Here is a 26810-nt window from a genome sequence, read left to right as displayed (position 1 = left end):
CATGACGGGTGCAGCAAGGAAAGCCCAACAGTATAGCACTGGGGTCAACGCTCCCCGGGGGCCGGGAAGCGCATGCGCTCGATGACCGCCACCTGCGCCGGCCCCGGCGGTTTCGTGAAGCGGCTCACCAGCGCCATCACCAGCAGGCCTGCCGGCACGCCGAAAACGCCCGCCGCAATGGGCTCCACTCCGAACCAGCTGCACTCGGCCAGGGGCCGTGTGACGCCGAACGCGCGGCGCAGCAGCGGCAGGTTGGTCACCATGTACCAGACCGTCACGCCCAGGCCCGTGAGCATGCCGGCCACCACCCCCGCGTGGTTGGCACGGCGCCAGAAGATGCCCAGCACCAGCGCCGGGAAGAAGGCCGAGGCCGCCAGCGAGAAAGCCAGCGAGACGAACTGCAGGATGTCGGTGATCTTCAGCGCCGCGATCAGCGCCGCCAGGAAGGCCACCACCATCACCAGCACCTTGGAGACCACCACCCGCACCGCCGCCGTGGCACGCGGGTTGACGCTGCGGAACCAGACATCGTGCGACAACGCGTTGGCGATGGTCAGCAGCAGGCCGTCGGCGGTGGACAGCGCCGCAGCCAGCCCCCCGGCGGCCACCAGGCAGGTCACCCAGTAGGGCAACCCGCCGATCTCGGGCGCGGCCAGCACGATGATGTCGCCGGCCAAGCGCAGTTCACCCAGTTGCAGCAGGCCGTCGCCGTTGATGTCGCGCACGCTGACCAGCGCCGGGTCCATGCGCGACCAACGCTGCACCCACTGCGGCAGGTCGTCGATCGGCAGGCCCACCACGTGGTGCAGCACTTCGAACTTCACCAGCACGGCGAGCATCGGCGCGGCGATGTAGAGCATCACGATGAAGAGCAGCGTCCAGCCCACCGAGCGCCGCGCCTGCGAGGCTGAAGGGGTTGTGTAGAAGCGCGTCAGCACGTGCGGCAGTGCGGCCGTGCCCATCATCAGGCAGAGCATCAGCGCGATGAAGTTGATGCGTGCGCTGTCGTGCCGTGCGCGGGCCTGCGCATCGCCTTCGGGGTCGCCGCCGGCAAAGGCCAGCGTCTGCGGCGGCATGCCGCCCAGCGGGCGCGCGCCGGCCAGCGCGGCGTCACGCTCTCGCTGGTACAGCGCCCGGGCCTGGGCCTCGGTGCGCGGGCGCTGCGCGAGTTCGCGCTCAGCGCGCTGAATGCGCACCAGCGGTGCGTTCTCTGCACGCAGCGCCGCCACCTGGGCCTGCAGGGCGGCTTCGTCGCGGGCCATCGCGGTGCGCACGTCGCGCAGCTTCAGTTCGGCCTCGGCGGCGCGCTGGCGCAGCAGCCGGATGACGTCCTGCTCGGCCGCATCGGTGGTCAATGCGCGCTCGCGGGCCGTGACCTGCTGCAGTTGCTGGCTGTAGGCCATCACCGGCATCACGCTGCCGGTCTGCTTGACCGACAGCCACAGCAGCGGCACCAGGTAGGCCACGATGAGCACGAGGTACTGCGCCACCTGCGTCCAGGTGACGGCGCGCATGCCGCCCAGGAAGCTGCACACCAGCACTCCGCCCAGGCCCACGAAGATGCCGAGCTCGAAGCCGAAGCCCGTGAGGTGCGAGGTGATCAGGCCCACGCCGTAGATCTGCACCACCAGGTAGACGAAGGACACCGCCACCGTGGCCGCCGCACCGATCAGCCGCGGCAGGCTGCCGCCAAAGCGCGAAGCCATGAAGTCGGGCACCGTGTACTGGCCCAGACGCCGCAGGTAGGGCGCCAGCAGCAGGGCCAGCAGCACGTAGCCGCCCGTCCAGCCCAGGATATAGGCCAGCCCCGCTTGCCCCTGCAGGTAAAGCACGCCAGCCGTACCCAGGAAGGACGCGGCTGACATCCAGTCGGCCGCGGTGGCCAGGCCGTTGTAGAACGCCGGCACGCGGCGCCCGGCGACGAAGTACTCGGCCTCGTTGGAGGTGCGGCAGATGAAGCCGATGCCCGCGTACACCGCCACCGTCAGCACCAGGAAGGTGACGCCGATCCACGATCGCTGCACGCCCGCGCGTTCGGCCAGGGCCATGGCGGCGATCATCAGCCCGAAACACAGCAGGAAGAGCGCGTAGCGCCCCGCCAGCACGCGCGAGAAGTCGCGCGTGCCGGCCACGCCCTGGCCGCCCCGCTCAGCGGCCATCCGACGCTCCAGGGGCGGTGGGTGGCGCATCGGAGGTGGTGCGCAGCAGCGCGGCCTCCAGCCTGTCCATCACCGCCACATAGACGGCGATCAGGGCGAGGTAGATGAACAAGGCCCCCTGCCCCGCCAGCCAGTAGCCCAGCGGGAAACCCAGGACGCTGTAGCGATCGAGTTCGCGGGCGAACCAAGGCACGCCAAGGTTCACCACCAGCCACACCAGCAGCAGCGCAAGCGTCCAGCGCCGCGCCTGCTGCCAGAAGAGGTACCGCGCCCGCTCGTTCATGCGCCGATTCTGGCGCAGGGTCTGCGCCAGATCAGCCGGCAACTACCCGGGCCGCTGTGCCGCGCCCCGGTCCCTTCAGGCCTTGGCCAGGCGCTGCCAGGTATCGACCACCGTGTCGGGGTTGAGCGAGATCGAGACGATGCCCTCCTGCGCCAACCAGTCGGCGAAGTCGGGGTGATCGCTCGGGCCCTGGCCGCAGATGCCCACGTACTTGCCGGTGGCCCGGCAGGCGGCGATGGCACGCGAGATCATGGCCTTGACGGCCGGGTCGCGCTCGTCGAAATCACCGGCCAGCTGCTCGATGCCGCTGTCGCGGTCCAGGCCCAGCGTGAGCTGCGTCAGGTCGTTGCTGCCGATGCTCATGCCGTCGAAGTGCTCGAGGAACTGGTCCGCCAGGATGGCGTTGCTGGGCACCTCGCACATCATGATCAGGCGCAGACCGTCCTTGCCGCCATCGGCCGCGCGCTGCAGGCCGCGTTCGGCCAGCATCTGCTTGACGGTGGCGGCCTGCTTCACGGTGCGCACGAAGGGCACCATGATCTCGACGTTGCTCAGGCCCATGTCGGTGCGCACGCGCCGGAGCGCCTCGCACTCCATCGCGAAGGCATCGCTGAAGTCGCCGCTGATGTAGCGGCTGGCGCCGCGGAAACCCAGCATCGGGTTCTCTTCATCGGGCTCGTAGCGCGTGCCGCCGATGAGCTTGCGGTACTCGTTGCTCTTGAAGTCCGACAGCCGCACGATCACGCTCTTCGGCCAGAAGGCCGCGGCGATGGTGGCGATGCCCTCGGCCAGCTTGTCGACATAGAAGGCGCGCGGGCTGGCGTGGCCGCGGGCCACGCTCTCCACGGCCTTCTTCAGGTCGGCGTCGATGTTGGGGTAGTCGAGGATGGCCTTCGGGTGCACCCCGATGTTGTTGTTGATGATGAACTCCAGCCGCGCCAGGCCGACGCCGCTGTTGGGCATCTGCGCGAAGTCGAAGGCGAGCTGCGGGTTGCCCACGTTCATCATGATCTTGATGGGGCAGTAGGGCATCTCGCCGCGCACCACGTCGCTGACCTCGGTCTCCAGCAGACCGTCGTAGATGAAGCCGGTGTCGCCCTCGGCGCAACTGACGGTGACGAGCGCGTTCTCGCTGAGCTTCTCGGTGGCGTCTCCGCAACCCACCACCGCCGGGATGCCGAGTTCGCGCGCGATGATGGCCGCGTGGCAGGTGCGCCCGCCGCGGTTGGTGACGATGGCGCTGGCGCGCTTCATCACCGGCTCCCAGTTGGGGTCGGTCATGTCGGTGACGAGCACATCACCCGGCTGCACACGGTCCATCTCGGCGGTGCTGCGCACCAGGCGCACCGGGCCCGTGCCCACCTTCTGGCCGATGGCGCGGCCCTCGGTCAGCACGGTGTTCTTGCTGCGGTCACCCTTGATGCGGAAACGCTGCTCGGCCTTGCCGGCGGCCTGGCTCTTCACGGTCTCGGGCCGGGCCTGCAGGATGTAGAGCTGTCCGTCGACACCGTCCTTGCCCCACTCGATGTCCATCGCGCGGCCGTAGTGCTTCTCGATGATGACCGCGTACTTGGCCAGTTCGGTGACCTCGGCGTCTGTGAGCGAGTAGCGGTTGCGCTGCTCGGGTGGGGTGTCCAGCGTCTGCACCAGCTTGCCGGTGGCGGCCTTGTCGGCAGCGCTGGCGAAGGCCATGCGCTGCAGCTTGCTGCCCAGGCCACGGCGGATGACGGCCATCTTGCCCGCCGCCAGCATGGGCTTGTGGACATAGAACTCGTCGGGGTTCACCGCGCCCTGCACCACCAGCTCACCCAGCCCGTAGCTGCTGGTGATGAAGACGACGTCGGGGAAGCCGCTTTCGGTGTCGATGGTGAACATCACGCCGGCGGAGCCGAGGTCAGAGCGCACCATGCGCTGCACGCCGGCCGACAGCGCCACGTCGTGGTGGGCGTAGCCCTTGTGCACGCGGTAGCTGATGGCGCGGTCGTTGTAGAGGGAGGCGAACACCTCCTTCATGCGGTGCAGCACGTCCTCGATGCCGGTGACGTTGAGGAAGGTCTCCTGCTGGCCGGCGAACGATGCATCGGGCATGTCTTCCGCGGTGGCCGAGGAACGCACGGCAAAGCTGGCCTCGGGGTTGCCCGCAGTCAGGCGCGCGAACTGCTCGCGGATGGCGGCTTCGAGGTCGGCCGGCAAGGGCGTGTCGACGATCCACTGTCGGATCTCGGCGCCTGCGGCGCCCAGCGCGTTGACGTCGTCGACGTTCAGCGTGTCGAGCTTGGCCTGGATGCGCTGCGCCAGCCCACCGTGCTGCAGGAACACGCGGAAGGCATGCGCCGTGGTGGCAAAGCCCCCCGGCACACGCACGCCCTTGGCAGCGAGCTGGCTGATCATTTCGCCGAGGCTGGCGTTCTTGCCGCCCACCGCCTCGACATCGGTCATTCTCAGGTGTTCGAACGGGGCGACCAGGGCGGTCGCCAGGTGGCTGGATGACATGGGAAAGCTCCGAAGTGTGAAAAAACCGGTGCTTCCGCCAGCGGCACGGCGGCCCATGCCCACGCGGCGGCATGTTGTTCTGCTTCGGGCAGGCGCGTGGGGTTCATGGTGGGCGGCAGGAGGCCAGACGAGGAGCGGAAAGTTGAGCAGATTCTAAGGACTTCTTCCTTATGATGAACCTCGTCTGTAACCACCTGCGCTCCCCTTGAAAACGCCATGACCGAACGAACCGTGTTCTTTGTCTCGGACGGCACCGGCATCACCGCCGAGACCTTCGGCAACTCCATCCTGAACCAGTTCCCGGCCAAGCCGCGGCATGTGCGCCGGCCCTTCATCGACACGCCCGAGAAGGCCGGCACGGTGATGGAGGAGATCAACGCCACGGCCGAACGCGAGGGCAAGCGGCCCATCGTCTTCATCACGCTGGTGAACGACGACGTGCGCAGCATGATCACCGGGCCGCAGTGCAAGGGCTTGGTGCTCGACATGTTCCGCACCTTCGTCGAACCGCTGGAGGCCGAGTTCGGCGTGAAAAGCAACCACCGGGTGGGTCGCTTCAGCGACGCCAGCGCCAGCCGCGAGTACAACGAGCGCATCGAAGCCATCAACTTCAGCCTGGCGCACGACGACGGCCAGAGCGCGCGCAACCTCGACGTGGCCGACGTCATCCTGCTGGGCGTCAGCCGCAGCGGCAAGACGCCGACCAGCCTGTACCTCGCCATGCAGCATGGCATCAAGGCCGCGAACTACCCGCTGATTCCCGAAGACTTCGACCGCGGCCGGCTGCCCACCCCCTTGGCGCCCTACAAGCGCAAGTGCTTTGGCCTGACCATCGACCCAGAGCGCCTCGCGCAGATCCGCAACGAGCGGCGACCGGACAGCAAGTACGCCTCGCTGCTGAACTGCCGCTACGAAGTGAACGAAGCCGAGAGCATGATGCGTCGTGAAGGCATCAGCTGGCTCAGCAGCACGCACAAGTCCATCGAAGAGATCGCCACCACCATCCTGCGCGACCTGCGGCCGGATCGCCTGATCTACTGAGCCGGCAATCGACGGGCCGATTCGTACAGGCACACCGCCGCCGCGGCGGCGACGTTGAGCGACTCTTCACCACCCGGCTGCGGAATGCTGACCTGCAGCGTGCAGCGCGCCAGCAGATCGGCATGCACGCCCTGCCCTTCGTGGCCCAGCACCCAGGCGCAAGGTTGCGGCAGGTGTGCGCTGGGCAGTTGGTGGCCGGCGTGCGAACTGGTGGCCACCAGGGGCGCGCCCAAGGCGGCCAGGTCTTCAGGCGCCAGCCCTTCCACCAGGTGCAGGCCGAAGTGCGCGCCCATGCCAGCACGCAAGACCTTCGGCGACCACAGGGCCACGGTGCCCTTCAGTGCCAGCACCTGCGGCACGCCGAAGGCCGCCGCGCTGCGCAGGATGCTGCCGACGTTGCCGGGGTCTTGCACACGGTCGAGCACCACGCTGGCCACGCCCTGGCGCAGCGCCACTTCGGCCGGCGCGTCGATGAGAAAGCCGATGGGCGCCGGCGATTCCAGCGTGCTGAAGCCCTTGAACAGCGCCGCCGGCACGCGGGCGATGCGCGGCGCCCAGGCGGCCAGATCGCGCAGTTCGGGCCGCACCCAGGCTTCATCGGCCACCACAGCCTGCAAGGCCGCGCCGCCGCGTGTGCGCAGCGCGCTGCACAGGTGCTCGCCCTCGATCCACACCTGCCCGCCACGGCGGTAGGCCGCACCGTCCAAGGCCAGCTTGCGCAGGCGCTGCAGCAGCGGGTTGTCTTTCGAGGTGATGAGCTGCGGCTCGTTCATGGGCGTTGCAGTGCAGCGCGCACAGGCGCAAAGCTGCGCCGGTGTTCGGGGCAGGCGCCGTGCTGCTGCAGCGCGGCCAGGTGCTCGGGCGTGGGGTAGCCCTTGTGCCCATCGAAGCCATAGGCCGGGTGCCGTGCGTGCAGCGCCTGGCACAGCCGGTCGCGGTGCACCTTGGCCAGGATGGACGCGGCCGAGATCGCCGGCACAAGCGCATCGCCCTTGACCACCGCCGCCACCGGCACCCGCAGCACCGGCACGCGGTTGCCATCCACCACCACGCGGTGCGGCGGCAGGCGCAGAGCATCCACGGCGCGGCGCATGGCCAACAGGGTGGCCTGCAGGATGTTCAGGCGGTCGATCTCTTCGGCACTGGCTTCGGCAATGGCACAGCACAAGGCCTTGGCGCGGATCTCGTCGAACAGCGCTTCACGCTTGCGTTCGCTGAGCGCCTTCGAATCGCCCAGGCCTGCGATGGGCTTGAGGTCGTCGAGGATCACGGCCGCGGCCACCACCGGCCCGGCCAGCGGGCCGCGCCCGGCTTCGTCGACACCGGCCACCAGACCCGGCTCATCCCAGCCGAAGCCGAGCTGCTCAAGCTTGAACGACTTGCGCGAGGGCATCGGCGGCGCAGCGCGCCGTGTCGCGGCGCAGGCTGTGGTGCAGGTCATCGAAACGGCGGGCCAGTGCGGCGGCAGCCGGGCGGTCGTCCAGCCAGCGCAGCGTGGCGCGGGCCAGGGCTTCGGGTTGACAGTCTTCCTGGATCAGCTCAGGCACCACGAACTCGCGGCTCAGGATGTTGGGCAAGCCCACCCAGGGCTGGTAGCGCATGCGCTTCATCAGCTGCCAGCTCAGACCGTGCATGCGGTAGCCAATGACCATCGGCAGCTTGAACAGCGCCGCTTCCAGCGTGGCGGTGCCGCTGGCGATCAGCGTCACGTCGCAGGCCGCCAGCGCGGCGTGTGATTGGCCGTCGAGCAACTGCAGGGGCAGGCCCGGCGCGTGCGCCTGCAACAGCGGTTCGATCATCTCGCGCAGGCCGGGCGAGATGGGCAGCACGAATCGCAACGAAGGGCGTTGGCGGTGCATCAGCGCCGCCGCCTGCAGGAAAGCCGGCGCGATGTACTGGATTTCGCTGCGGCGGCTGCCCGGCAGCACGGCCACCACCTCGTCGGCCTCTGCCAGACCCAGCGCTGCGCGGCTGGCGGCGCGCGGCGGTTGCAGCGGAATGGCATCGGCCAGCGGGTGGCCCACGAACGTGGCGGCCACGCCATGCTGCTGCAGCAGCGCGGGCTCGAAAGGGAAGAGACACAACACGTGGTCGCAGCTGGCGGCCATCTTCTTGGCACGGCCGCCGCGCCAGGCCCAGATGGAGGGGCAGACGAAGTGCACGGTCTTGATGCCGGCCGTCTTCAGGCGCTTCTCCAGGCCCAGGTTGAAGTCGGGCGCGTCGACACCGACGAAGGCCGCCGGCCGCTCTTGCAGCAGGCGCTCGGCCAGCGCCTCGCGGATGCCCGAGATCTCGCGGTAGTGGCGCAGCACCTCGACGTAACCGCGCACGGCCAGCTTCTGGTGCGGCCACCAGGCCTCGAAACCCTGCTCGGCCATGCGCGGGCCGCCGATGCCGTGCGTCTGCAGCGTGGGCCAGCGCTGCTTGAGGCCGGTCAGCAGCAGGCCGGCGAGCAGGTCGCCCGAGGCCTCGCCGGCGACCATCGCGAGTTGCATGGTCTCGGCTTTTAGCGAGCGATGCCGCGCGTGCTGGCGGCGAGGAAGCTCAGCAGCGTGTCGATGTCGGCATCGCCATCCTCCACCATGCCCTTCAGCGCCGCGATGGCTTCGCGCGCCTTCTCCAGCGTCAGGCCTTCGCGGTAAAGCAGCTTGTGCATCTGCTTGACGAGCCCGATGCGCTCGCGCGAGAAGCCTCGCCGGCGCAAGCCCTCGGCGTTGATGCCGGCCACCGACAAGGGATTGCCGCTCACCGTCATGAAGGGCGGCACGTCTTGCGACACGTGGCTCTGGAAGCCCAGGATGGCGTGCGCACCCACCTTGCAGAACTGGTGCACGCCCGTGAGCCCGCCGACGATGGCCCAGTCGCCCACATGCACGTGGCCGGCCAGCGTGGCGTTGTTGGCCAGGATGGTGTGGTGGCCCAGCTGCACGTCGTGCGCCAGGTGCACGTAGGCCATGATCCAGTTGTCGTCACCGACGCGCGTGACGCCGGCGTCCTGCGTGGTGCCGCGGCTGAAGGTGCAGAACTGGAAGATGGTGTTGCGGTCACCGATGTGCAGCTCGGTGGGCTCGCCGGCGTACTTCTTGTCCTGGGGGGCGCAGCCCAGGGCGGCATGCGGGTGCACCACGTTGTCGCGGCCCAGGGTCATCGGGCCTTCGAGCGTGCAGTGCCCGCCGATGCGGGTGCCTTCGCCGATGCGCACGCCGGCGCCGATCAAGGCGTAGGGGCCGACCTGCACCGTCGCCGCCAGCTCGGCGCCGGGGTCGACGATGGCGGTGGGGTGAATCAGGGCCATCGTGCGGTTCAGGGTGCGGCGACGCGGCGCATCGTGCACATCAGGTCGGCTTCACAGACCGTGGCGCCGTCGACGCTGGCCTTGGCCTTGTAGCGGTAGATGCCTGACTTCACGCGGTCGATGGCAGCCTCCAGGATGAGCTGATCGCCGGGGCCCACGGGCTTCTTGAAGCGTGCGTTGTCGATACCGGCGAAGTACACCACCGTGTCGTCGCCCGGGTCGGCGCCCGCGCTCTCGAAACTGAGGATGGCGGCCGATTGCGCCAGCGCTTCCAGCATCAGCACGCCAGGCATCACCGGACGGGCCGGGAAGTGGCCCATGAAGAACGGCTCGTTGAAAGTGACGTTCTTCAGCGCCTTGATGCGCACGTCCTTTTCGAGCTCGAGCACGCGGTCCACCAGCAAGATGGGGTAGCGGTGCGGCAACTTGCGCAGGATGTATTGGATGTCCATGGTGGTCACGTCTTGTTCTCCAGCGCTTTTTCCATCGCCCGCAGCCGCTCTCGCAGCGTGTGCAGTTGTCTCAGGGTGGCAGCGTTCTTTTCCCAGCTGGCATTGTCATCGAAGGGGAACATGCCGCTGTACTGGCCCGGTTTGTGGATGGACCGGCTGATGACCGTGGCCGCCGTGATGTGCACGTGATCGCAGATCTCCAGGTGGCCCAGGATGATGGCGCCGCCGCCAGCGGTGCAGTGCCGCCCGATGCGGGCGCTGCCCGCCACGCCCACGCAGCCTGCGAAGGCCGTGTGCGCACCGACATGCACGTTGTGGCCGATCTGCACGAGGTTGTCGAGCTTCACGCCGTCTTCGAGCACGGTGTCTTCCAGCGCGCCGCGGTCGATGCAGGTGTTGGCGCCGATCTCGACATCGTCACCGATGCGCACACCACCGAGCTGCTCGATCTTTTCCCACCAGGCGCCGGCCTCGTTGCGCGCTGGCGCGAAGCCGAAACCATCGGCACCGATGACCGCACCGCTGTGCACGATGCCGCGTGCACCGATGCGGCAGCCCTCCGACAGCACGACACGTGGCTTGAGCAACGTGCCCTCACCCACCGCAGCGTCGGCGCCGATGTGCACCTGCGGCCCGATCACCGCGCCGGCGCCCACCTCGGCCCCGGCAGCCACGAAGGCCAACGCACCGATGCTGGCCGTGGCGTGGATGCGTGCGCCCTCCTCCACCACAGCGCTCGGGTGCACGCCCACCACCGGCGCGCGCCGCGACCGCGCAGCCCACCATTGGGTCAGGCGCGCGAAGGCGAGGTAAGGGTCGGCGCAGACGAGGGCCGGGCCGCGCGCGACCGCGGCCTCTCGCATCGCAGGGCCGACGATCACACAGCCGGCCTTGGAAGAGGCCAGCTGCGCCTGGTAGCGGGGATTGGAAAGAAAGCTGATCGTCTGCGCGTCGGCAGAGTCCAGCGGGCCGATGCGGCTGACGGTGAGTTCGGCGTCGCCGACCAGCTCACCGCCCAGCAGCGCGCCCAGTTCCCCCAGGCGCACGCCTGCCACGGCCAGGCCCGGCAAGGCTTACTTGCCGGCGGCTGCGGCCGGCGTGGGGGCGTTGAGCTGGCGGATCACCTTGTCGGTGATGTCGACCCGCGCGCTCGCGAAGATCACTTCCTGCAGGATCAGGTCGTACTTCTCGGCTTCGTAGATCTGGCGGATGACGCGGTTGGCGCGTTCCACCACCGCAGCCAGCTCTTCGTTGCGGCGCTGGTTCAGGTCTTCCTGGAACTCGCGGCGCTTGCGCTGCAGGTCACGGTCCTGGTCCACCAGTTCGCGCTGGCGGCGCTGCAGTTCGGCCGGCGCCAGGGTCGGGCCGTCCTTCTCCAGCTTGTCGGCCGCGGTCTTGAGCTTGTTGCCGGCGTCGTTGAGCTCACGCTCGCGTTTGCCGAACTCGGTTTCCAGTTTGGTCTGCGCGGCCTTGGCAGCGTTGGATTCGCGCAGCACGCGTTCGCTGTTGACGTAGCCGATCTTCAGGTCCTGCGCGACGGTGGGTGCCGCGGCGGCCACGGAAACGGCGGCCACGGCGAGCCAGCGAGAAACCTTGGAGGCGGTGGCGGCAGGGCGCTGGGTGGCGAACATCTTCATCAGAAGGCAGTCCCGATCTGGAATTGGAAACGTTGGATTCTATCGTTGCGCTGCAGGCGCAGAGGCTTGCCCCAGCTCAGCTTCAACGGGCCGACGGGCGAGATCCACGACAAGCCTAGGCCGGCCGAGGAACGGATGGACTCGCCCGTGATGGTTTCGTCCTCGCGCCACACGTTGCCGGCGTCGACGAAGGCGAAGATGCGCAGCGAACGGTCGCTGCCGGTGCCAGGCACCGGGAAGTAGAGCTCGGTGTTGACGTTCAGGCGCTTGGCGCCGCCAATGTAGGCCCCGGTGGGGTCGACCACGCCCAGCGAGCTCTGTTCGAAAGCCCGCACGGTGCCCAGGCCGCCGCCGTAGAAGTTCTTGAACACCGGGAAGGGCTTGCCGCCCAGGCCCTTGCCCCAGCCGATCTCGGCGTTGACACCCACCGACATGCGCAGCGGCAACTGCCAGTACTCCTGGTACTGCGCGTTGGTGCGCAGGTAGCGCACGTCGCCGAAGGCCGCCCACTCCAGGTTCACACGCTGGTAGCGGCCAGCGGTGGGCACGAGCACGCTGTCTCGCGCATCGCGCGACCAGCCCAGCGTCAGGGGGAAGGAATTGGTCTTGTCCCCGTACAGCGCGCGGTAGTTCAGGTAGGACAGCGGGATGCCGGCCGCAGTGCCGATCTCGGTGCGCTCGAAGCCGACGCCGAGGAACACGGTGTCGTATTCGGAGAAAGGCACGCCAAATCGCACCGAGGCACCGGGCGTCTTCAGGTCGTAGGTGTCGCCCAGGCTGTTGATGGGGCGCTGCGTGCGGTAGAAGACGTCGATGGCGCGCGAGATGCCGTCCACCGTCCAGTAAGGGTCGACGGTGCTCACCACCAGCGTGCGCTGGTAGCGGCTGGTGTTGAGCTCGATGCCGAGGTAGTTGCCAGACCCGAAGGCGTTTTCCTGCTTCACCGAGGCGGTGAAGGTCAGTCGCTCGGCGTTCGAGTAGCCGGCACCGACGATGAGGTTGCCGGTGGGCTTCTCGACGACGTTGACGATCAGGTCGACCTGGTCGGGCGAGCCCGGCACCTCGTTGGTGTCGATCTCGATGTTTTCCTTGAAGAAGCCCAGGCGCTCCACGCGCTCTTTGCTGAGCTTGATCAGGCCACCGTCGTACCAGGCGCCTTCCAACTGACGGAACTCGCGGCGCACCACCTCGTCGCGGGTGCGCGAGTTGCCGGCCACGTCGATGCGGCGCACGTAGACGCGGCGGCTGGGCTCTGCCGCGAAGACGACCACCACCTGACCGGTGGCGCGGTCGATCTCCGGCCGTGGCTCGATGCGCGCGAAGGCGTAGCCGTACAGGCCGAACAGGTCGGTGAAACGCTTGCCGGTGGCCGTGACCGCATCACCGCGGTAAGGCTGGCCCGGACGCAGCGCCACGAAGGCGCGGAACTCTTCTTCCTTGCCGAGGTAGTCGCCTTCCAGGCGCACCGCCGTCACGGTGTAGGGCTGACCTTCCTTGACCGAGATGGCCACGGAAATGGTCTGCTTGTCGGGGGAGATCGTGACCTGCGTGCTCTCGATGGCGAACTCGAGGTAGCCGCGGTTCACGTAGTAGGCACGCAGCTTTTCCAGGTCGGCGTTGAGCTTGGTGCGCGAGTAGCGGTCGGTCTTGCTGTACCAGGTGAACCAGCCGGTGGGCGTCAGTTCGAAGAGGTCCAGCAGTTCGCGTTCGCTGAACACCGAGTTGCCAACGATGCGGATGTCCTTGATCTTGGCGGCGTCGCCTTCGGTCATCGTGAAGGTCACGTTGACGCGGTTGCGCTCCAGCGGTGTGATCGTCGTGACCACCTCGGCGCCGTAGAGGCTGCGGCCGAGGTACTGGCGCTTGATCTCCTGCTCGGCACGGTCGATGAGCGCGCGGTCGAAGGGCAGGCCCTCGCCGATGCCGGCGTCGCGCAGGCTCTTGGTCAGCGGGTCCTTGTCGAACTCCTTCAGACCGACGAAGGTGACGGCGCCGATGATCGAACGCTCGTCGACGATGACGATGGCGACCTCGCCCTCGATCTCGATGCGCACGTCCTTGAACAGGCCGGTGGCGAAGAGCGCGCGCAGCGCGGCCGAACCCTTGTCGTCGGTGTAGGTGTCGCCGATGCGGAAGGGCAGCGCGGCGAACACGGTGCCGGGGTCGGTGCGCTGCAGGCCTTCGACGCGGATGTCCTTCAGCACGAAGGGCGTGACGGCCAGCGCCGCGGGTGCGGCCAGGGCCGAGGCGACGGCCACGCTGAGCACGGCAACCGGGCCCCAGGGGCCACTCGGCCCGATCGGAAACACAGGGAACATGGGGGGATTCAGTGCAGGCCCAGCAAGCGGGCGACGTCGTTGAAAAGGGCGACCGACATCATCATCAACAAGACAGCGATGCCGCCGCGTTGCAGCCTGGCCAGCCAGAGGTCGGGGACAGGGCGGCCGGTGACGCCCTCGAAAATGTAATACATCAGGTGACCCCCATCGAGCATGGGCAGGGGCAGCAGGTTCAGCACGCCCAGGCTCACGCTGACCAGGGCCAGGAAGCCCAGGTAGTAGGCCAGGCCTTTGGTGACGGATTGGCCGGCGTAGTCGGCGATGGTCAGCGGGCCGCTCAGATTCTTCAGCGAGGCCTCGCCGATCAACATGCGGCCGAGCATCTTCACCGTCAGCACCGAGACTTCCCAGGTGCGCACCACGCCCTGCTGCAGGCCTTCGAAGACGCCGTGCTGCACCGTCAGCATCACCGGCGCACGGCCGGGTTCGACACCCACCCGCGCGAAGGTCTGGCCCTTCTCGGTGACGACCTGCGGCGTGACGTTGAGCACCAGCGTGCGGCCTTCGCGTTCCACCAACCAGGCCTGCGCACTGACCTGCCCGCCACGCAGGTTGCCACGCACCTTCTCCACCACCTGCTGCGCATCGGCCACGGCCTGGCCGTCGATGGACAGCACACGATCGCCGCGCTGCAGGCCCGCGGCGGCGCCGGCACTGCCGGCCTGCACCTGGCCCAGCACGGGCTCGCGCCAGGGGCTGCCCAGGCCGATGCGCTGCGTGAGCGCGGTATCCACTTCGCGGGCCTCGATGCCCGAGAGGTCGAGATCGACGCTGCGCGCGCCGCGGCCGTCGCCCTCGCTCACCTGCAGGCGCAGGCGTTCTCCGCGAAGCGCGGCCTGGGTCACTTCCCAACGCAGGTCGGTCAGCGAGCGCAGTTCCTGCCACTCACCGGTGCCGTGGTCGATGGCCTGCACCCACTGCCCGGCGCGCAGGCCGGCCCGTTCGGCCACGCTGCCGGCCGCAGGCGGGCCGATCAGGGCCTTGGGTTCCTGCACGCCGATCCAGTGTGCGGCGGCGTACAGCAGCACGGCCAGCGCCAGGTTGGCCAGCGGCCCGGCCGAGACGATGGCCGCGCGCTGCCACAGCGTCTTGCGGTTGAAGGCCTGGCTGAGCTGACCGGGGGCCACCGGGGCCTCGCGCTCATCCAGCATGCGCACATAGCCGCCCAAGGGCAGCGCGCAAACCACGAACTCGGTCGCGTCGGGGCTGCTCTGGCGGCGCCAGATCACCTGCCCGAAGCCCACCGAGAAGCGCAGCACCTTCACCCCGCAGGCCACGGCCACGCGGTAGTGCCCGTACTCGTGGATGACCACGAGGATGCCCAGGGTGAGCAGGAAGGCCAGGACGGTGGTGATCACGCCGCGAGTTCCCGCATCAGTTCATGCGCCGTCACCCGGGCCTGGGTGTCGAGCTCGATCAGGTCTTCCAGGGTGTGGGTGGGGCTCAGGCGGGGCTCCAGGCGCTCGATGGTGCGCGCGTTGAGCGTGTGAATCGCCGTGAAGCCGATCGTTCCGTCCAGGAAGGCAGCCACCGCCACTTCGTTCGCGGCGTTGAGCACCGTGGTGCTGCCCTCGGGGCCGCGCAGGGCGTCCCACGCGAGTTGCAGGCCCGGGAAACGGCGGGGGTCGGGGGTCTCGAAGTGCAGCGGCGGCTGCTGCAGGAAGTCGAGCCGTGGCGCACCCGATTCGATGCGCTCGGGGAAAGACAGGCCGTAGGCGATGGGCACCTTCATGTCGGGCGTGCCCAACTGCGCCAGCACGCTGCCGTCGCGGCAGACCACCATCGAATGGATGATGCTCTGCGGGTGGATGACGACGCGGATGTTCTCGGGCGCCAGGTCGAAGAGCCAGCGCGCCTCGATGACCTCCAGGGCCTTGTTCATCATCGTGGCCGAGTCCACCGAGATCTTGCGGCCCATCACCCAGTTCGGGTGGGCCACGGCTTGCGCCGGCGTCACCGTGTGCAGCGTGTCGGGGTCGCGGTGGCGGAAGGGCCCGCCGCTGGCGGTGAGGATGATGTGGTCGATGCGGCGCGCCCAGGCGCTGCGGTCTTCGGGCAGGCACTGGAAGATGGCCGAGTGCTCGCTGTCGATGGGCAGCAGCGTCGCGCCGCCAGTCTTCACGGCCTGCATGAAGAGCGCACCGCCAACCACCAGCGCTTCCTTGTTGGCCAGCAGCAGTCGCTTGCCGGTGCGTGCTGCGGCCATGCAGGGCGGCAGGCCGGCGGCACCGACGATGGCGGCCATCACGCTGTCGACATCATCGGCGGCGGCCAGCTCGCACAAGGCCTGCGCGCCGTGCTGCACCTCGGTGGCCGAGCCGGCCGCCTTCAGCGCGGCGCGCACTTCGGCGGCGCGCTCGGCGGTGGGCAGCACGGCCACGCGGGGGCGGAACTGCAGGCACTGCTGCACCAGCAGGTCGGTGCGCTGGTAGGACGTGAGGCCCACCACCTCGAAACGATCGGGGTGGCGCGCCACCACATCGAGCGTGCTCGTGCCGATGGAACCGGTGGCGCCGAGGATGGCCAGGCGTTGTCGGGGTGCGTTCATGCAAGGCTTCCGAGTGCAACGAGCGCCATCACGGCCGGCAGCACCGGCAGCAGCGCGTCGACACGATCGAGCACACCGCCATGGCCGGGCAGCAGGCGGCTGCTGTCCTTGGCGCCGGCGGCGCGTTTGACGAGAGATTCCACCAGATCGCCGACGACGCTCAAGCCCGCCAGCAACCACAAGGCCGCCAACAAACCCACCACGCCCCAGCGGTCGAAGAGGCGACTGAAGAGGCTGGGGCCGTCGAAACCCACGCGGCCGTCCAGCCAGATCCAGAAGGCCGCCAGCACCGCCACGCCCAGCCAGCCCGACCACACGCCTTCCCAGCTCTTGCCGGGGCTGATGCTCGGGGCCAGCTTGCGGCGGCCGAAAGCGCGCCCGCCGAAATACGCGGCCACGTCGGCCATCCACACCAGGCACAGCGCAGACAGCATGAAGTTGATGCCCACGCCATGCGCGCCGGCCAAGGCCAGCCAGGCCAGCCACAGAGCCGCCAGGCCCAGCACCCAACGCGCCGCCCGCGGCAGTTGCGGCCAGGCGGCCGGCCCGCTGCGCAGCGCCACCGCGCCACCCGCGCCCCAGAGCAGCAGGGCAAAGGCCCACAGCAAAGCCGGCGCCCCTTCCTTCCAGCCCGCGAGCCAGGCCACCGCCCCGCCAGCGGCGACGGCGGCGCCCATCAGCACGCTGAGCCCTGCACCGGCTTGGTTCAGGCGGCCCCATTCCCAGCCGCCAGCGGCCATCAACAGCAGCGTGAGGGCCGCGAAAGGCCAGGCGCTGTCCACCGACAGCGCGCCAAGCAGCAAGGCCACGAGCACGAGCGCGGTGATGACACGCTGCCTGAGCATGGGCGCGTCAGGAACCTTCGGCCGACGACGAGCTGGAGCGCAGGGTGCCGAAGCGCCGGTCTCGCCGCGCGTAGGCAGCGAAGGCCGCGTCCATTTCGGCCAAGCCGAAATCGGGCCAGAGGCACTCGGTGAAGAAGAGTTCGGAGTAGGCGGTCTGCCACAGCAGAAAGTTGCTGATGCGCATCTCGCCGCCCGTGCGGATGAAGAGGTCGGGGTCGGGCGCGAAGGCCATGGCCATGCGGCTGGACAGCCAGGCTTCGTCGAGCTGCTCGGGCGCCAGGCCCTCGGCCAGCGCCTGGCGGCAGGCCTGCATCACGTCCCAGCGGCCGCCGTAGTTGAAGGCCACGCTGAGGTTGATGCGGGTGTTGTGCTTGGTGATCTCTTCGGCGTGATCCCAGGCCTTGCGCAGCTTCTCGGACACCGCCTCGCGATCGCCGACGATGCGGATGCGCACGCCGTCGCCGGCCAGCTTGGTGAGGTACTTCGACACCGACACCAGCACCAGGCCCATCAGGCCCGAGACCTCGTCGGCCGGGCGCTTCCAGTTCTCGGACGAGAAGGCGAAGACGGTGAGGTACTCGACGCCACGGTCGGCGAAGGTGTTGATGACACGCACCAGCGCGTCGACTCCGGCCTTGTGGCCGAAGTAGCGCGGCATGTAGCGGCTCTTGGCCCAGCGGCCGTTGCCGTCCATCACCACGGCCACATGGCGGGGCACGGCGGCGGCGGCGTCGTTGGGCGGCTGCACGGCCGCAGGGGCGAGAGACAGGTCTGACATGGCGCAGGCGGCGGGGCGGGCGACAGCGCTGGCCTCAGACGGCCAGCACCTCGGCTTCCTTGCCTTGCACCAGCTTGTCGATCTCGGCGATGACGCGGTCGGTCAGGCGCTGCACCTCGTCTTGCGCGCGGCGCTCGTCGTCCTCGGAGACTTCCTTGTCCTTGAGCAGCTTCTTCAGGTGCTCGTTGGCCTCGCGGCGCACGGCGCGCACGGCGATCTTGGCGTCTTCACCCGCATGGCGCACCACCTTGGTCAGCTCCTTGCGGCGCTCTTCGGTCAGGGCCGGCATCGGCACGCGCAGCAGATCACCCTGCGACGACGGGTTCAGGCCCAGGTCGCTTTCGCGGATGGCCTTCTCGATCTTCGCGCCCATGCCCTTTTCCCAGGGCTGCACGCTGATCGTGCGCGCATCGAGCAGCGTCACGTTGGCCACCTGGCTGATGGGCACGGCCGAGCCGTAGTAGTCGACATGCACCTGGTCGAGCAGGCCCGGGTGGGCGCGGCCGGTGCGGATCTTGTGCAACTCGTTCTTGAAGGCCTCGATGGACTTGCCCATCTTGGTCTCGGCCGTCTTCTTGATGTCCTGGATGGTCATGACGGAGCAACCCTCAAACGTGAACCAGCGTACCTTCGTCCTCGCCCTGCACCACGCGCTTGAGCGCGCCGGGCTTGAAGATGCTGAAAACCTTGATCGGCAGCTTCTGGTCGCGGCACAGCGCGAAAGCGGTGGCGTCCATCACCTGCAGGTTCTGCGCGATGGCGTCGTCGAAGCTGATGGTGGTGTAGCGCGTGGCGCTCGGGTCCTTCTTGGGGTCGGCGCTGTACACGCCGTCCACCTTGGTGGCCTTGAGCACGATCTCCACGCCCATCTCGGCACCGCGCAGCGCGGCGGCGGTGTCGGTGGTGAAGAAGGGGTTGCCGGTGCCGGCCGCGAAGATCACGACCTTGCCTTCTTCGAGGTACTGCAGCGCCTTCGGGCGCACGTAGGGCTCGACCACCTGCTCGATGCTGATGGCCGACATCACGCGGGCCGTCATGCCTTCCTGCCGCATGGTGTCGGCCAGGGCCAGCGAGTTCATCACCGTGGCCAGCATGCCCATGTAGTCGGCCGTGGCGCGGTCCATGCCCACGCTGCCACCGGCCACGCCGCGGAAGATGTTGCCGCCGCCGATGACGACCGCCACCTCCACACCCAGCTTCGTGACCTCTTGCACCTCTTGCACCATGCGCACGATGGTGGCGCGGTTGATGCCGAAGGCGTCGTCACCCATCAGGGCTTCGCCCGACAGCTTCAGCAGGATGCGCTTGTAGGCCGGCATCAGATGCACTCCAGAGGAAAAGGCTTGCAGTGTAAGTCGGCCCTGCCGGGCGCCGACCGCACGAACGTATGCAAAGAAAAGCCCGCGCGGCGCCCGCAGGCACCGCACGGGCGCGGCCTCACTGGCCCTTGGCGGCGGCGACCTGGGCGGCCACTTCGGCGGCGAAGTCGTCGACCTTCTTCTCGATGCCCTCGCCCACCACGTAGAGCGTGAAGCCCTTGGCCGTGGTGTTGGTGCTCTTGAGGTACTGGCCCACGGTCTGCTTGCCGTCGGCGGCCTTCACGAAGACCTGGTCGAGCAGCGAGACTTCCTTCAGGAACTTCTGCACCGAGCCTTCGACCATCTTGGCGACGATCTCGGCGGGCTTGCCGCTCTCGGCAGCCTTCTCGGCGGCGATCTTGCGCTCCTTCTCCACCAGCTCGGCCGGCACTTCGGCCGACGAGAGGGCGGCCGGCTTCATCGCGGCGATGTGCATGGCGGCGTCCTTGGCGGCGACGTCGCTGCCTTCGAACTCCACCACCACGCCGATGCGCGTGCCGTGCAGGTAGTGGGCCAACTGGCCACCACCGGCGTAGCGCTTGAAGCGGCGGATGGACATGTTCTCGCCGATCTTGCCGATCAGGCCCTTGCGCACGTCTTCCACGGTCGGGCCGAAGCCGTCTTGCGACAGCGCCAGCGTGCCCACGGCGGCCACGTCGGCCGGGCCGTGTTCGGCGATCAGCTGCGCCACGGCCTTCGCGAAGGCCAGGAAGGAGTCGTTCTTCGTGACGAAGTCGGTTTCGCAGTTGACTTCCACCACGGCACCCACGTTGCCGTTCATGGCGGCGGCGATCACGCCTTCGGCGGTGACACGGGCGGCGGCCTTGCCGGCCTTGTTGCCCAGCTTGACGCGCAGGATTTCCTCAGCGCGAACGGCGTCGCCGTCGGCTTCGGTCAGCGCCTTCTTGCATTCCATCATCGGCGCGTCGGTCTTGGCGCGCAGCTCGGCCACCATGCTTGCAGTGATTGCGGGCATCGTCATCTCCAATGAATTCGGGGGGCTGCGGCGCGAAGAAGCGCCCGGCAGCACGAAAAACACCGCGCCGCCAGGGCGCGGTGTGTCAGGTCAGGCCCGATCAGGCCTCTTCGTTGACTTCGACGAACTCGTCGCCGGCGGCCGAGACGGCCTGCACCACTTCGTTCGTGGCGTTGGCGCGGCCTTCCAGCACGGCGTCAGCCACCGCCTTGGCGTACAGCGCCACGGCCTTGGCCGAGTCGTCGTTGCCGGGGATGACGTAGTCGATGCCGATGGGCGAGTGGTTCGTGTCGACGATGCCGATCACGGGAATGCCCAGCTTCTTGGCTTCGGCCACGGCGATCTTGTGGTAGCCGACGTCGATGACGAACATCGCGTCAGGCAGCGCGCCCATGTCCTGGATGCCGCCGATGTCCTTCTCGAGCTTGACCAGCTCGCGATCGAACAGCAGGGCTTCCTTCTTGATCATGGCGTCGGTGCCGGCCTCTTTGGTGGCCTGCATGTCCTTCAGCTTCTTCAGGCTGCCCTTGACCGTCTTGAAGTTGGTCAGCATGCCGCCGAGCCAGCGCTGGTCGACGTAGGGCATGCCGGCGCGCTGGGCTTCCATCGCGATCACTTCGCGGGCCTGGCGCTTGGTGCCGATCATCAGGATGGTGCCGCGCTTGGCCGAGAGCTGGCGCACGAACTTCATCGCTTCCTCGAAGAGCGGCTGCGTCTTCTCGAGGTTGATGATGTGGATCTTGTTGCGATGGCCGTAGATGTACGGGGCCATCTTGGGGTTCCAGAAGCGGGTTTGGTGTCCGAAATGGACGCCGGCTTCCAGCATTTCGCGCATGGAGACAGTCATGAGAACTCCGAAGGTTGTGTCTAGAATCCCGGCCGCTTGATCACCTGCGGAAACGGCTGTTTCACAGCCGTCACGACGGACAGGCGACACCTTGGTGGAACCGGGTTCGCGATTGAATCGCCCGACTTGCCGACACCGCGTGGCCCGTCACTTCAAGCCGCTGCGAAAAGCCGGCTGGCCGTGAGGGTCTGCATGTTGAACCGCAGTCTTGCGGAGCGGCGTGGCCACCCCCCAAAAAGAACCTGCATCGAGGCAAAACCCAATGATTCTAGCACGCGCCCAAGCCGTGCCCGCCCGCCTTGCCGCCCCCTGCCGCGGCGGCGCCCGCCCCGGCGCAGCCACGGGGGCCTGAACTTGCGCATCGCCATCGTCGGCGCCGGCATCGTCGGCGTCACCACCGCCTTTGAACTGGCCACCGCCGGCCACGAAGTCACCGTCTTCGAGCGCCGCGGCAGCGTGGCCTCGGAAGGCAGCTTTGCCAGCGGCGGGCTGATCTCGCCGGCCACCCTGTCGCCCTGGGGCCTGCCCGGCGCGCCTTGGCAGCGGCCGCGGCTGCGCGGCGCCGCGGCCCTGACGCAGCTGCCCTGGTTGTGGCGGGCCTGGCGCGCGCGCCGCCCGGCGGCCGCCGTTGCGCAGGGGCAGGCGCTGCAGGCGCTGGGGCAGTTCAGCCGCCAGCGTCTGCTGACGCTGACACAAGGCCTGCGCCTGGAGTTCGAGCAGACCCCGGGCTGCCTGGTGCTGCTGCGCGGCGAGCGGGACCTGAAGGCCCTGCAGCCGCTGCTGGCGCGCCTGCGCGACGGCGGCGTGGCGCACGAACTCGCCGACCCCGAGCGCTGCCGCGTCCTGGAGCCCGGCCTGGCCGAAGGCACGCCCTTGCATGCCGGGCTGCACATCGCGCAAGACGGTGCCGGCAACTGCCGCCAGTTTGCGCACCTGATGAAAGCCGAGGCCCAGCGCCTGGGCGCACGTTTCCGCTTCGACACCCCCGTGCAGGCCTTGCGGCCCGGCACCCCCGCTGTCGTGGTGCCCGAAGGCGGCGAGCCCGAAAGCTTCGATGCGGTGATCGCCTGCACTGGCGCCGACGCTGCGCCGTTGCTCGCGCGGGCCGGCGTGAAGCTGCCGCTCGTGGCCCTGCACGGCTACTCGGTGACGGCGCCGCTGCGCCATCTCGATGGCCTGCCGCCGCCGGGGCCGCGCGCCGCGCTCATCGACGCCCGCGAACAGGTCACCCTCACACGCCTGGGGCAGCGCGTGCGCGTGAGCGGCATGGGTGAGCTGGGGGGCGATCTGGCCGACGTGTCGCTGCCGCCCCTGCGGCGGCTGTACCGCGTGCTCGACACCTGGTTCCCGGGCGCCGTGCTCGAACGCGGCGCGCAGCACTGGAAGGGCGCCCGCCCCATGCTGCCCGACGGCTGCCCGGTGCTGGGCGCCAGCGGCCAGCCCGGGCTCTGGCTGAATCTCGGTCACGGCCAGCACGGCTGGGCGCTGGCCTGCGGTTCGGCGCGTGTGCTGGCCGATCTGGTGACCGGGCGCGAGGCGGCGCTGGACACCGCACCGCTGGCCCTGCAGCGGCTGCGCTGAGCGCACGGCCGCTGGCGCCACAAGCCCTGCCAGCGGCCCGGCGCAGAATGGCCGGATGACGATCTCCAACGCGCCCTTGCACGTCCATGCCGGCAACGGCCCCTGGCCGCTGCACAGCGCTGCGGCCTCACAGGCGCTGGAACGCCGCGCGCTGGCGCAAGTGGCGCCGATGACGCTGATGGAGGCCGCAGGCCTGGCCGTGGCGCGGCTCGCGCTGGCCATCGCACCGCAAGCCGGCCGCGTGGTGGTGTGGGTCGGGCCCGGCAACAACGGCGGTGACGGCCTGGTGGCCGCCCGGCTGCTGCACGGCCGGGGGTGGCGGGTGCAGGTGTGGACCACTGGCGACCCGGCGGCCTTGCCGGCAGATGCCCACCAGGCCTGGCAGCGCGCCCAGGCGGCCGGCGTGCCGATGGCGCCCGTGCCGCTTGGGCCCGAAGCGCAGGGCCCCGTCGGGTTCGACTGCAGCCGAACCCTGCACATCGACGCCCTGCTCGGCCTGGGCCTGCGCCGCGCGCCCGCCGGTGCCTTGGCCCAGGCCATCGCGCAGCTCCAGGCGGCAGCGGCCGGAGGGGCCCCGGTGCTGGCCATCGACCTGCCCTCGGGCCTGCACCCCGACACCGGCTGTGCACTGGGCGCGGCCGATGCACCCTGGGGCGGCGCCGTGCGCGCCACCGACACGCTCTCGCTGCTGACCCTCAAGCCCGGGCTGTTCACGGCACAAGGCCGCGACCACGCCGGCAGGGTCTGGCTGCACCGCCTGGGCGTGCCCGCCGGCCCGGCCGACGCCGTGCTCAGCGGCCCGCCGGCCTGGGCCGCGCGCCCGCACGGCCACCACAAGGGCAGCCATGGCGACGTGGCCGTGGTGGGTGGCGCCCCCGGCATGGTGGGCGCCGCCTGGCTGGCCGCGAGCGCCGCGCTGGCGGCGGGCGCCGGCCGCGTGTACTGCAGCCCGCTCGACCCCGAAGCCGCCCTGCTGGACCCGGCCCACCCCGGTCTGATGGGTCGCAGCGCCTGGTGGCGCGAACCGGCCAGCACGCTGGAAACGGCCACCGTGGTCTGCGGCTGCGGCGGTGGTGAGGCCGTGCAGGCAGCGCTGCCGCCGCTGCTGGCCGCCACGCCGCGGCTGGTGCTGGACGCCGATGCGCTCAACGCCATCGCCACCGCGCCGGCGCTGCAAGCCCTGCTGCAGGCTCGCACCAGCAGCGAAGCCCAGACCCTGCTGACGCCCCACCCGCTGGAAGCTGCGCGCCTCCTCGGCTGCAGCACGGCCGAAGTGCAGGCCGACCGGGTGGCCGCCGCGCAGGCGCTCGTGGCGCGCTACGGCGCCGCCGTGGTGCTGAAGGGTTCGGGCAGCGTGATCGCCGCGCCCGGTGCCCTGCCCCACATCAACCCCACCGGCAACGCCGCGCTGGCCAGCGCTGGCACTGGCGACGTGCTGGCCGGCTGGGTGGCCGGGCTCTGGGCCCAGGCGCCCGGCGCTTCTGCCGGCGAAGTGGCGCGCCAGGCCGTCTGGCAGCACGGCCGGGCGGCCGATCTGCACGAGCCGGCCGCGCGGGGTGCGCCGCTGCGCGCCGAAGCCCTGATCGAGGTCCTGGCGCTACGCGCGCTGGGCTAGCTAGCTGCGCGCGGCACCGCGCGCCAGCTTGTGCAGCAGTTCGGCCAGCATCACGCGTTCACCGGGGCTCAGGTGCGCCAGCGCTGCCGCCTCGCCGGCCACCAGGCTCTGCGTGGCCCGGGCCACCAGGGCCGCGCCGGCGGCCGTGGCGCGCAGCTCGTGCGAGCGTTTGTCGCTAGCGCTGGGCGTGCGCTGCACCAGGCCGCGCGCCACCAGGCGCTCCACCCACATCGTGATGTTGGGCTTGGTGACCGAGAGCGCCTTGGCCAGCCGCACCGACGAACAGGCCGGGTTCTCCGCAATCAGGTGCAGCACCGTGTACTCCACCGGGCGCAGGTCGTGCGCATCGCCCACCTCGCGCATGAAGACACGCGTGCACACCACCCCCGCCTGCGCCAGCTGGTAGCCCAACACATGGCGCAGGCCGGCTGCAGCCAGGTGTCCAGCCGGGGTTTCGTCAGCGGTGGCGTTCAGGCGGCTTTTGGGCATGGGCCAGCCCACCGGGCACAGGGTTCAGGGCGCGCGCAACGGCGAGGCTTCAACATGCCGGCAATGCTAGCGAGATGTGCGCCAAGGCCCGGCGACACGGGCGCGGGAAAACCCGATAATGGTTCAGTTCCTGAACTATCTAGCATGCACACCCATGACCACGCCCAGTCTCTTTGGCGGCTGCCTGCGCGCCGAGATCGAACACCGCGCCGACGGCAGCGTGCTGCTGCGCTCCACCGAACCGCTGCAAGCCCACGCCACGCGCCTGAGTGACCGCCTGCGCGAGCACGCCGAACGCACGCCCGAGCGTGTGTTCGCCGCGCGCCGGGCCGGCGGGCACGGCCCGTGGATCACCCTCACCTACGCGCAGATGCTGCAGCGCGCGCAGGCCGTGGGGCAGTGGCTGCTGGACCAGGGGCTCTCGGCCGAGCGGCCCCTGGCCATCCTCTCCGACAACGACCTGGAGCACCTGACGCTGAGCCTGGGCGCGATGTGGGTGGGCGTGCCTTTCGTGCCGGTGTCGCCGGCCTACTCGCTGGTGTCGCAGGATTTCGCCAAGCTGCGGCACATCCTGGGCGTCACCACGCCAGGGCTGGTGTTCGCGGCCACGCCGGCCTACCGCCGCGCCATCGAGGCCGTGGCGCCGGCCGATGCCTGTGTGGTGATGCCCGACGACGCCGTGGCCGACATCGGCACCGCAACGCTCGGCAGCCGGCCCGTGCATGCCTTCTCGGCCCTGCTGGCCACGGCACCCGGCGCGGCCGCCGCCACAGCGCATGCGGCCACCGGGCCCAACACCATCGTCAAGTTCCTCTTCACCTCAGGCAGCACCAAGGCGCCCAAGGGCGTGATCAACACGCATCGCATGATCTGCGCCAACCAGCAGATGCTGCGCCAGACCCTGGCCTTCATCGCCGACGAGCCGCCGGTGCTGGTGGACTGGCTGCCCTGGAACCACACCTTCGGCGGCAACCACAACGTGGGCCTGGTGCTGAACAACGGCGGCACGCTCTACATCGACGAAGGCAAACCCACGCCCAAGGGCATGGCGCAGACGCTGGCCAACCTGCGCGAGATCGCGCCGACGATGTACTTCAACGTGCCCAAGGGCTTCGAAGAACTGGCCACCGCGATGGAGGCCGACAGCGCGCTGCGCGACACCTTCTTCAGCCGCGTGCGCTGCTTCATGTACGCCGGCGCGGGGCTCTCGCAGGCGGTGTGGAACCGCATCGACGCGCTGGCCGTGGCTGCGCGCGGCGAGCGCGTGCCGATGATCACCGGCCTGGGCATGACGGAGACCGCGCCCTCCTGCATGTTCGCGGTGGGCCACGAGGTGCGCTCGGGCCACATCGGCCTGCCCTGCCCCGGCGTGACGGTGAAGCTCGTGCCCAATGCCGAGGACAGCGGCAAGACCGAGGTGCGCTTCCAAGGCCCCAACGTGATGCCGGGCTACTGGCGCGCACCGCAGCAGACGGCCGAAGCCTTCGACGACGAGGGCTACTACCGCACCGGCGACGCCGTGGTGTGGATAGACCCCAGCCAGCCGCAAGGCGGCCTGGCTTTCGATGGCCGCATCGCCGAAGACTTCAAGCTCAGCAGCGGCACCTTCGTGAGCGTGGGGCCGCTGCGCGCGGCCGTCATCGCCGCCGGCGACCCGCTGGTGCAGGACGCCGTGGTGGCCGGCATCGACCGCGACGACCTCGGCTTGATGATCTTCCCGCGCGTCGAAGAAGCGCGGCGGCTCTTCGGCCTGGGGGCCGACCTGGATGCCCATGACGTGCTGCAGGCGCCGCCCGTGGTGGCCTTCTTCCAGGACCTGCTCAACCGCCTGTGGGCCGCCGGCACCGGCAGCGCCAACCGCCCTGCGCGGCTGCTGGTGCTGCACGAACCGCCCCACATCGACCGCGGCGAAGTCACTGACAAAGGCAGCATCAACCAGCGCGCCGTGCTGGCGCACCGCGCCGAACTCGTGGCGCACCTGTGGGGCGAAGCGCCCGCCGGCGCCGCCCTGCCGCCCGTGCTGCGCCCGCGCAAGCCCTGAACGCCGCCGGCCCGCGCAACGCCCTTCCCGAAA

The 26810-nt window shown here is 69.4% G+C and carries 24 protein-coding genes; 4 read left to right on the top strand and 20 right to left on the bottom strand.

Translation table 11 applies throughout. From position 1 onward, the window contains the following. Positions 1-44 precede the first annotated feature (44 nt). The 3 genes from EOE66_RS15470 to ppsA form a co-directional block, all read right to left on the bottom strand. Positions 45-2159, bottom strand: a complete 2115-nt coding sequence (locus tag EOE66_RS15470) for a VC_2705 family sodium/solute symporter (protein ID WP_128229599.1) — start codon at positions 2157-2159, stop codon at positions 45-47. Next, on the bottom strand, positions 2149-2442 hold the full coding sequence (locus EOE66_RS15465) for a DUF4212 domain-containing protein (protein WP_128229598.1): 294 nt from the start codon (positions 2440-2442) through the stop codon (positions 2149-2151). The genes EOE66_RS15470 and EOE66_RS15465 overlap by 11 nt, the downstream gene beginning before the upstream one ends. Positions 2443-2517: 75 nt before the next feature. Then, positions 2518-4935 carry a phosphoenolpyruvate synthase gene (ppsA, locus tag EOE66_RS15460; RefSeq protein ID WP_128229597.1) on the bottom strand — a complete coding sequence of 806 codons (2418 nt, stop codon included), beginning with the start codon at positions 4933-4935 and terminating at the stop codon, positions 2518-2520. Positions 4936-5151: 216 nt separating this feature from the next. Between ppsA and ppsR the strand changes: the two genes are divergently transcribed. After that, positions 5152-5976 carry a posphoenolpyruvate synthetase regulatory kinase/phosphorylase PpsR gene (gene ppsR / locus EOE66_RS15455; protein WP_128229596.1) on the top strand — a complete coding sequence of 275 codons (825 nt, stop codon included), beginning with the start codon at positions 5152-5154 and terminating at the stop codon, positions 5974-5976. Here ppsR and EOE66_RS15450 read toward each other — a convergent pair. The 16 genes from EOE66_RS15450 to rpsB all read right to left on the bottom strand — a co-directional run bounded on the left by EOE66_RS15450 (position 5970) and on the right by rpsB (position 21051). After that, on the bottom strand, positions 5970-6749 hold the full coding sequence (locus EOE66_RS15450; RefSeq protein ID WP_128229595.1) for a TrmH family RNA methyltransferase: 780 nt from the start codon (positions 6747-6749) through the stop codon (positions 5970-5972). The genes ppsR and EOE66_RS15450 overlap by 7 nt on opposite strands. Then, the gene (gene rnhB, locus EOE66_RS15445; protein WP_128229594.1) at positions 6746-7369 is read right to left on the bottom strand and encodes a ribonuclease HII; all 624 of its coding nucleotides are present in this window, start codon (positions 7367-7369) and stop codon (positions 6746-6748) included. Before rnhB ends, EOE66_RS15450 begins: the two co-directional genes overlap by 4 nt. Then, positions 7341-8471, bottom strand: a complete 1131-nt coding sequence (lpxB, locus tag EOE66_RS15440) for a lipid-A-disaccharide synthase (RefSeq protein WP_128229593.1) — start codon at positions 8469-8471, stop codon at positions 7341-7343. Before lpxB ends, rnhB begins: the two co-directional genes overlap by 29 nt. Before the next feature lie 11 nt (positions 8472-8482). Continuing rightward, positions 8483-9271 carry an acyl-ACP--UDP-N-acetylglucosamine O-acyltransferase gene (lpxA, locus tag EOE66_RS15435; RefSeq protein WP_128229592.1) on the bottom strand — a complete coding sequence of 263 codons (789 nt, stop codon included), beginning with the start codon at positions 9269-9271 and terminating at the stop codon, positions 8483-8485. Positions 9272-9279: 8 nt separating this feature from the next. Continuing rightward, complete coding sequence (gene fabZ, locus EOE66_RS15430; RefSeq protein ID WP_128229591.1) at positions 9280-9723, bottom strand: 3-hydroxyacyl-ACP dehydratase FabZ; 444 nt, start codon at positions 9721-9723, stop codon at positions 9280-9282. 5 nt (positions 9724-9728) lie between these two features. Continuing rightward, entirely contained in the window at positions 9729-10784 is a 1056-nt protein-coding gene (gene lpxD / locus EOE66_RS15425; RefSeq protein ID WP_245479070.1) for a UDP-3-O-(3-hydroxymyristoyl)glucosamine N-acyltransferase, read from the bottom strand. Between the two features lie 12 nt (positions 10785-10796). Further along, a complete protein-coding gene (locus EOE66_RS15420) occupies positions 10797-11360 on the bottom strand; it encodes an OmpH/Skp family outer membrane protein (protein ID WP_375137482.1) in 564 nt (187 codons plus the stop codon). Further along, a complete protein-coding gene (gene bamA / locus EOE66_RS15415; protein WP_128229590.1) occupies positions 11360-13678 on the bottom strand; it encodes an outer membrane protein assembly factor BamA in 2319 nt (772 codons plus the stop codon). Before bamA ends, EOE66_RS15420 begins: the two co-directional genes overlap by 1 nt. Positions 13679-13686: 8 nt before the next feature. Continuing rightward, a complete protein-coding gene (gene rseP, locus EOE66_RS15410; protein WP_128229589.1) occupies positions 13687-15057 on the bottom strand; it encodes an RIP metalloprotease RseP in 1371 nt (456 codons plus the stop codon). Beyond that, on the bottom strand, positions 15054-16247 hold the full coding sequence (ispC, locus tag EOE66_RS15405) for a 1-deoxy-D-xylulose-5-phosphate reductoisomerase (protein ID WP_128229588.1): 1194 nt from the start codon (positions 16245-16247) through the stop codon (positions 15054-15056). The genes rseP and ispC overlap by 4 nt, the downstream gene beginning before the upstream one ends. After that, positions 16244-17092, bottom strand: coding sequence for a phosphatidate cytidylyltransferase (locus tag EOE66_RS15400; RefSeq protein ID WP_128229587.1), 849 nt, complete (start codon positions 17090-17092; stop codon positions 16244-16246). The genes ispC and EOE66_RS15400 overlap by 4 nt, the downstream gene beginning before the upstream one ends. Before the next feature lie 7 nt (positions 17093-17099). Next, positions 17100-17870, bottom strand: coding sequence for a polyprenyl diphosphate synthase (gene uppS / locus EOE66_RS15395; protein ID WP_128229586.1), 771 nt, complete (start codon positions 17868-17870; stop codon positions 17100-17102). A 34-nt stretch (positions 17871-17904) separates the two neighbouring features. Then, on the bottom strand, positions 17905-18465 hold the full coding sequence (gene frr, locus EOE66_RS15390) for a ribosome recycling factor (RefSeq protein WP_128229585.1): 561 nt from the start codon (positions 18463-18465) through the stop codon (positions 17905-17907). A gap of 13 nt (positions 18466-18478) precedes the next feature. After that, positions 18479-19189, bottom strand: coding sequence for a UMP kinase (gene pyrH, locus EOE66_RS15385; protein ID WP_128229584.1), 711 nt, complete (start codon positions 19187-19189; stop codon positions 18479-18481). 118 nt (positions 19190-19307) lie between these two features. Next, positions 19308-20204: a translation elongation factor Ts gene (tsf, locus tag EOE66_RS15380; RefSeq protein WP_128229583.1), complete on the bottom strand. Its 897-nt coding sequence runs from the start codon at positions 20202-20204 to the stop codon at positions 19308-19310. A gap of 100 nt (positions 20205-20304) precedes the next feature. Then, positions 20305-21051, bottom strand: coding sequence for a 30S ribosomal protein S2 (gene rpsB / locus EOE66_RS15375; RefSeq protein ID WP_128229582.1), 747 nt, complete (start codon positions 21049-21051; stop codon positions 20305-20307). A gap of 354 nt (positions 21052-21405) precedes the next feature. On the opposite strand from rpsB, the gene EOE66_RS15370 reads away from it, so the two are divergent. Together EOE66_RS15370 and EOE66_RS15365 are read left to right on the top strand one after the other, a co-directional pair. Next, the gene (locus EOE66_RS15370) at positions 21406-22632 is read left to right on the top strand and encodes an FAD-dependent oxidoreductase (protein ID WP_128229581.1); all 1227 of its coding nucleotides are present in this window, start codon (positions 21406-21408) and stop codon (positions 22630-22632) included. Positions 22633-22687: 55 nt separating this feature from the next. Continuing rightward, positions 22688-24247, top strand: coding sequence for an NAD(P)H-hydrate dehydratase (locus tag EOE66_RS15365; protein WP_128229580.1), 1560 nt, complete (start codon positions 22688-22690; stop codon positions 24245-24247). Here the strand turns inward: EOE66_RS15365 and EOE66_RS15360 are convergent, their stop codons facing one another. Continuing rightward, the gene (locus EOE66_RS15360; protein ID WP_128229579.1) at positions 24248-24736 is read right to left on the bottom strand and encodes a MarR family winged helix-turn-helix transcriptional regulator; all 489 of its coding nucleotides are present in this window, start codon (positions 24734-24736) and stop codon (positions 24248-24250) included. 154 nt (positions 24737-24890) lie between these two features. On the opposite strand from EOE66_RS15360, the gene EOE66_RS15355 reads away from it, so the two are divergent. Beyond that, entirely contained in the window at positions 24891-26777 is a 1887-nt protein-coding gene (locus EOE66_RS15355) for a feruloyl-CoA synthase (protein WP_128229578.1), read from the top strand. Positions 26778-26810 lie beyond the last annotated feature (33 nt).

Source organism: Rubrivivax rivuli (genome assembly GCF_004016505.1).
In the GTDB taxonomy this organism is placed as follows: Bacteria; Pseudomonadota; Gammaproteobacteria; order Burkholderiales; family Burkholderiaceae_C; genus Rubrivivax; species Rubrivivax rivuli.
This window is presented reverse-complemented; position numbering and strand designations above follow the sequence as displayed.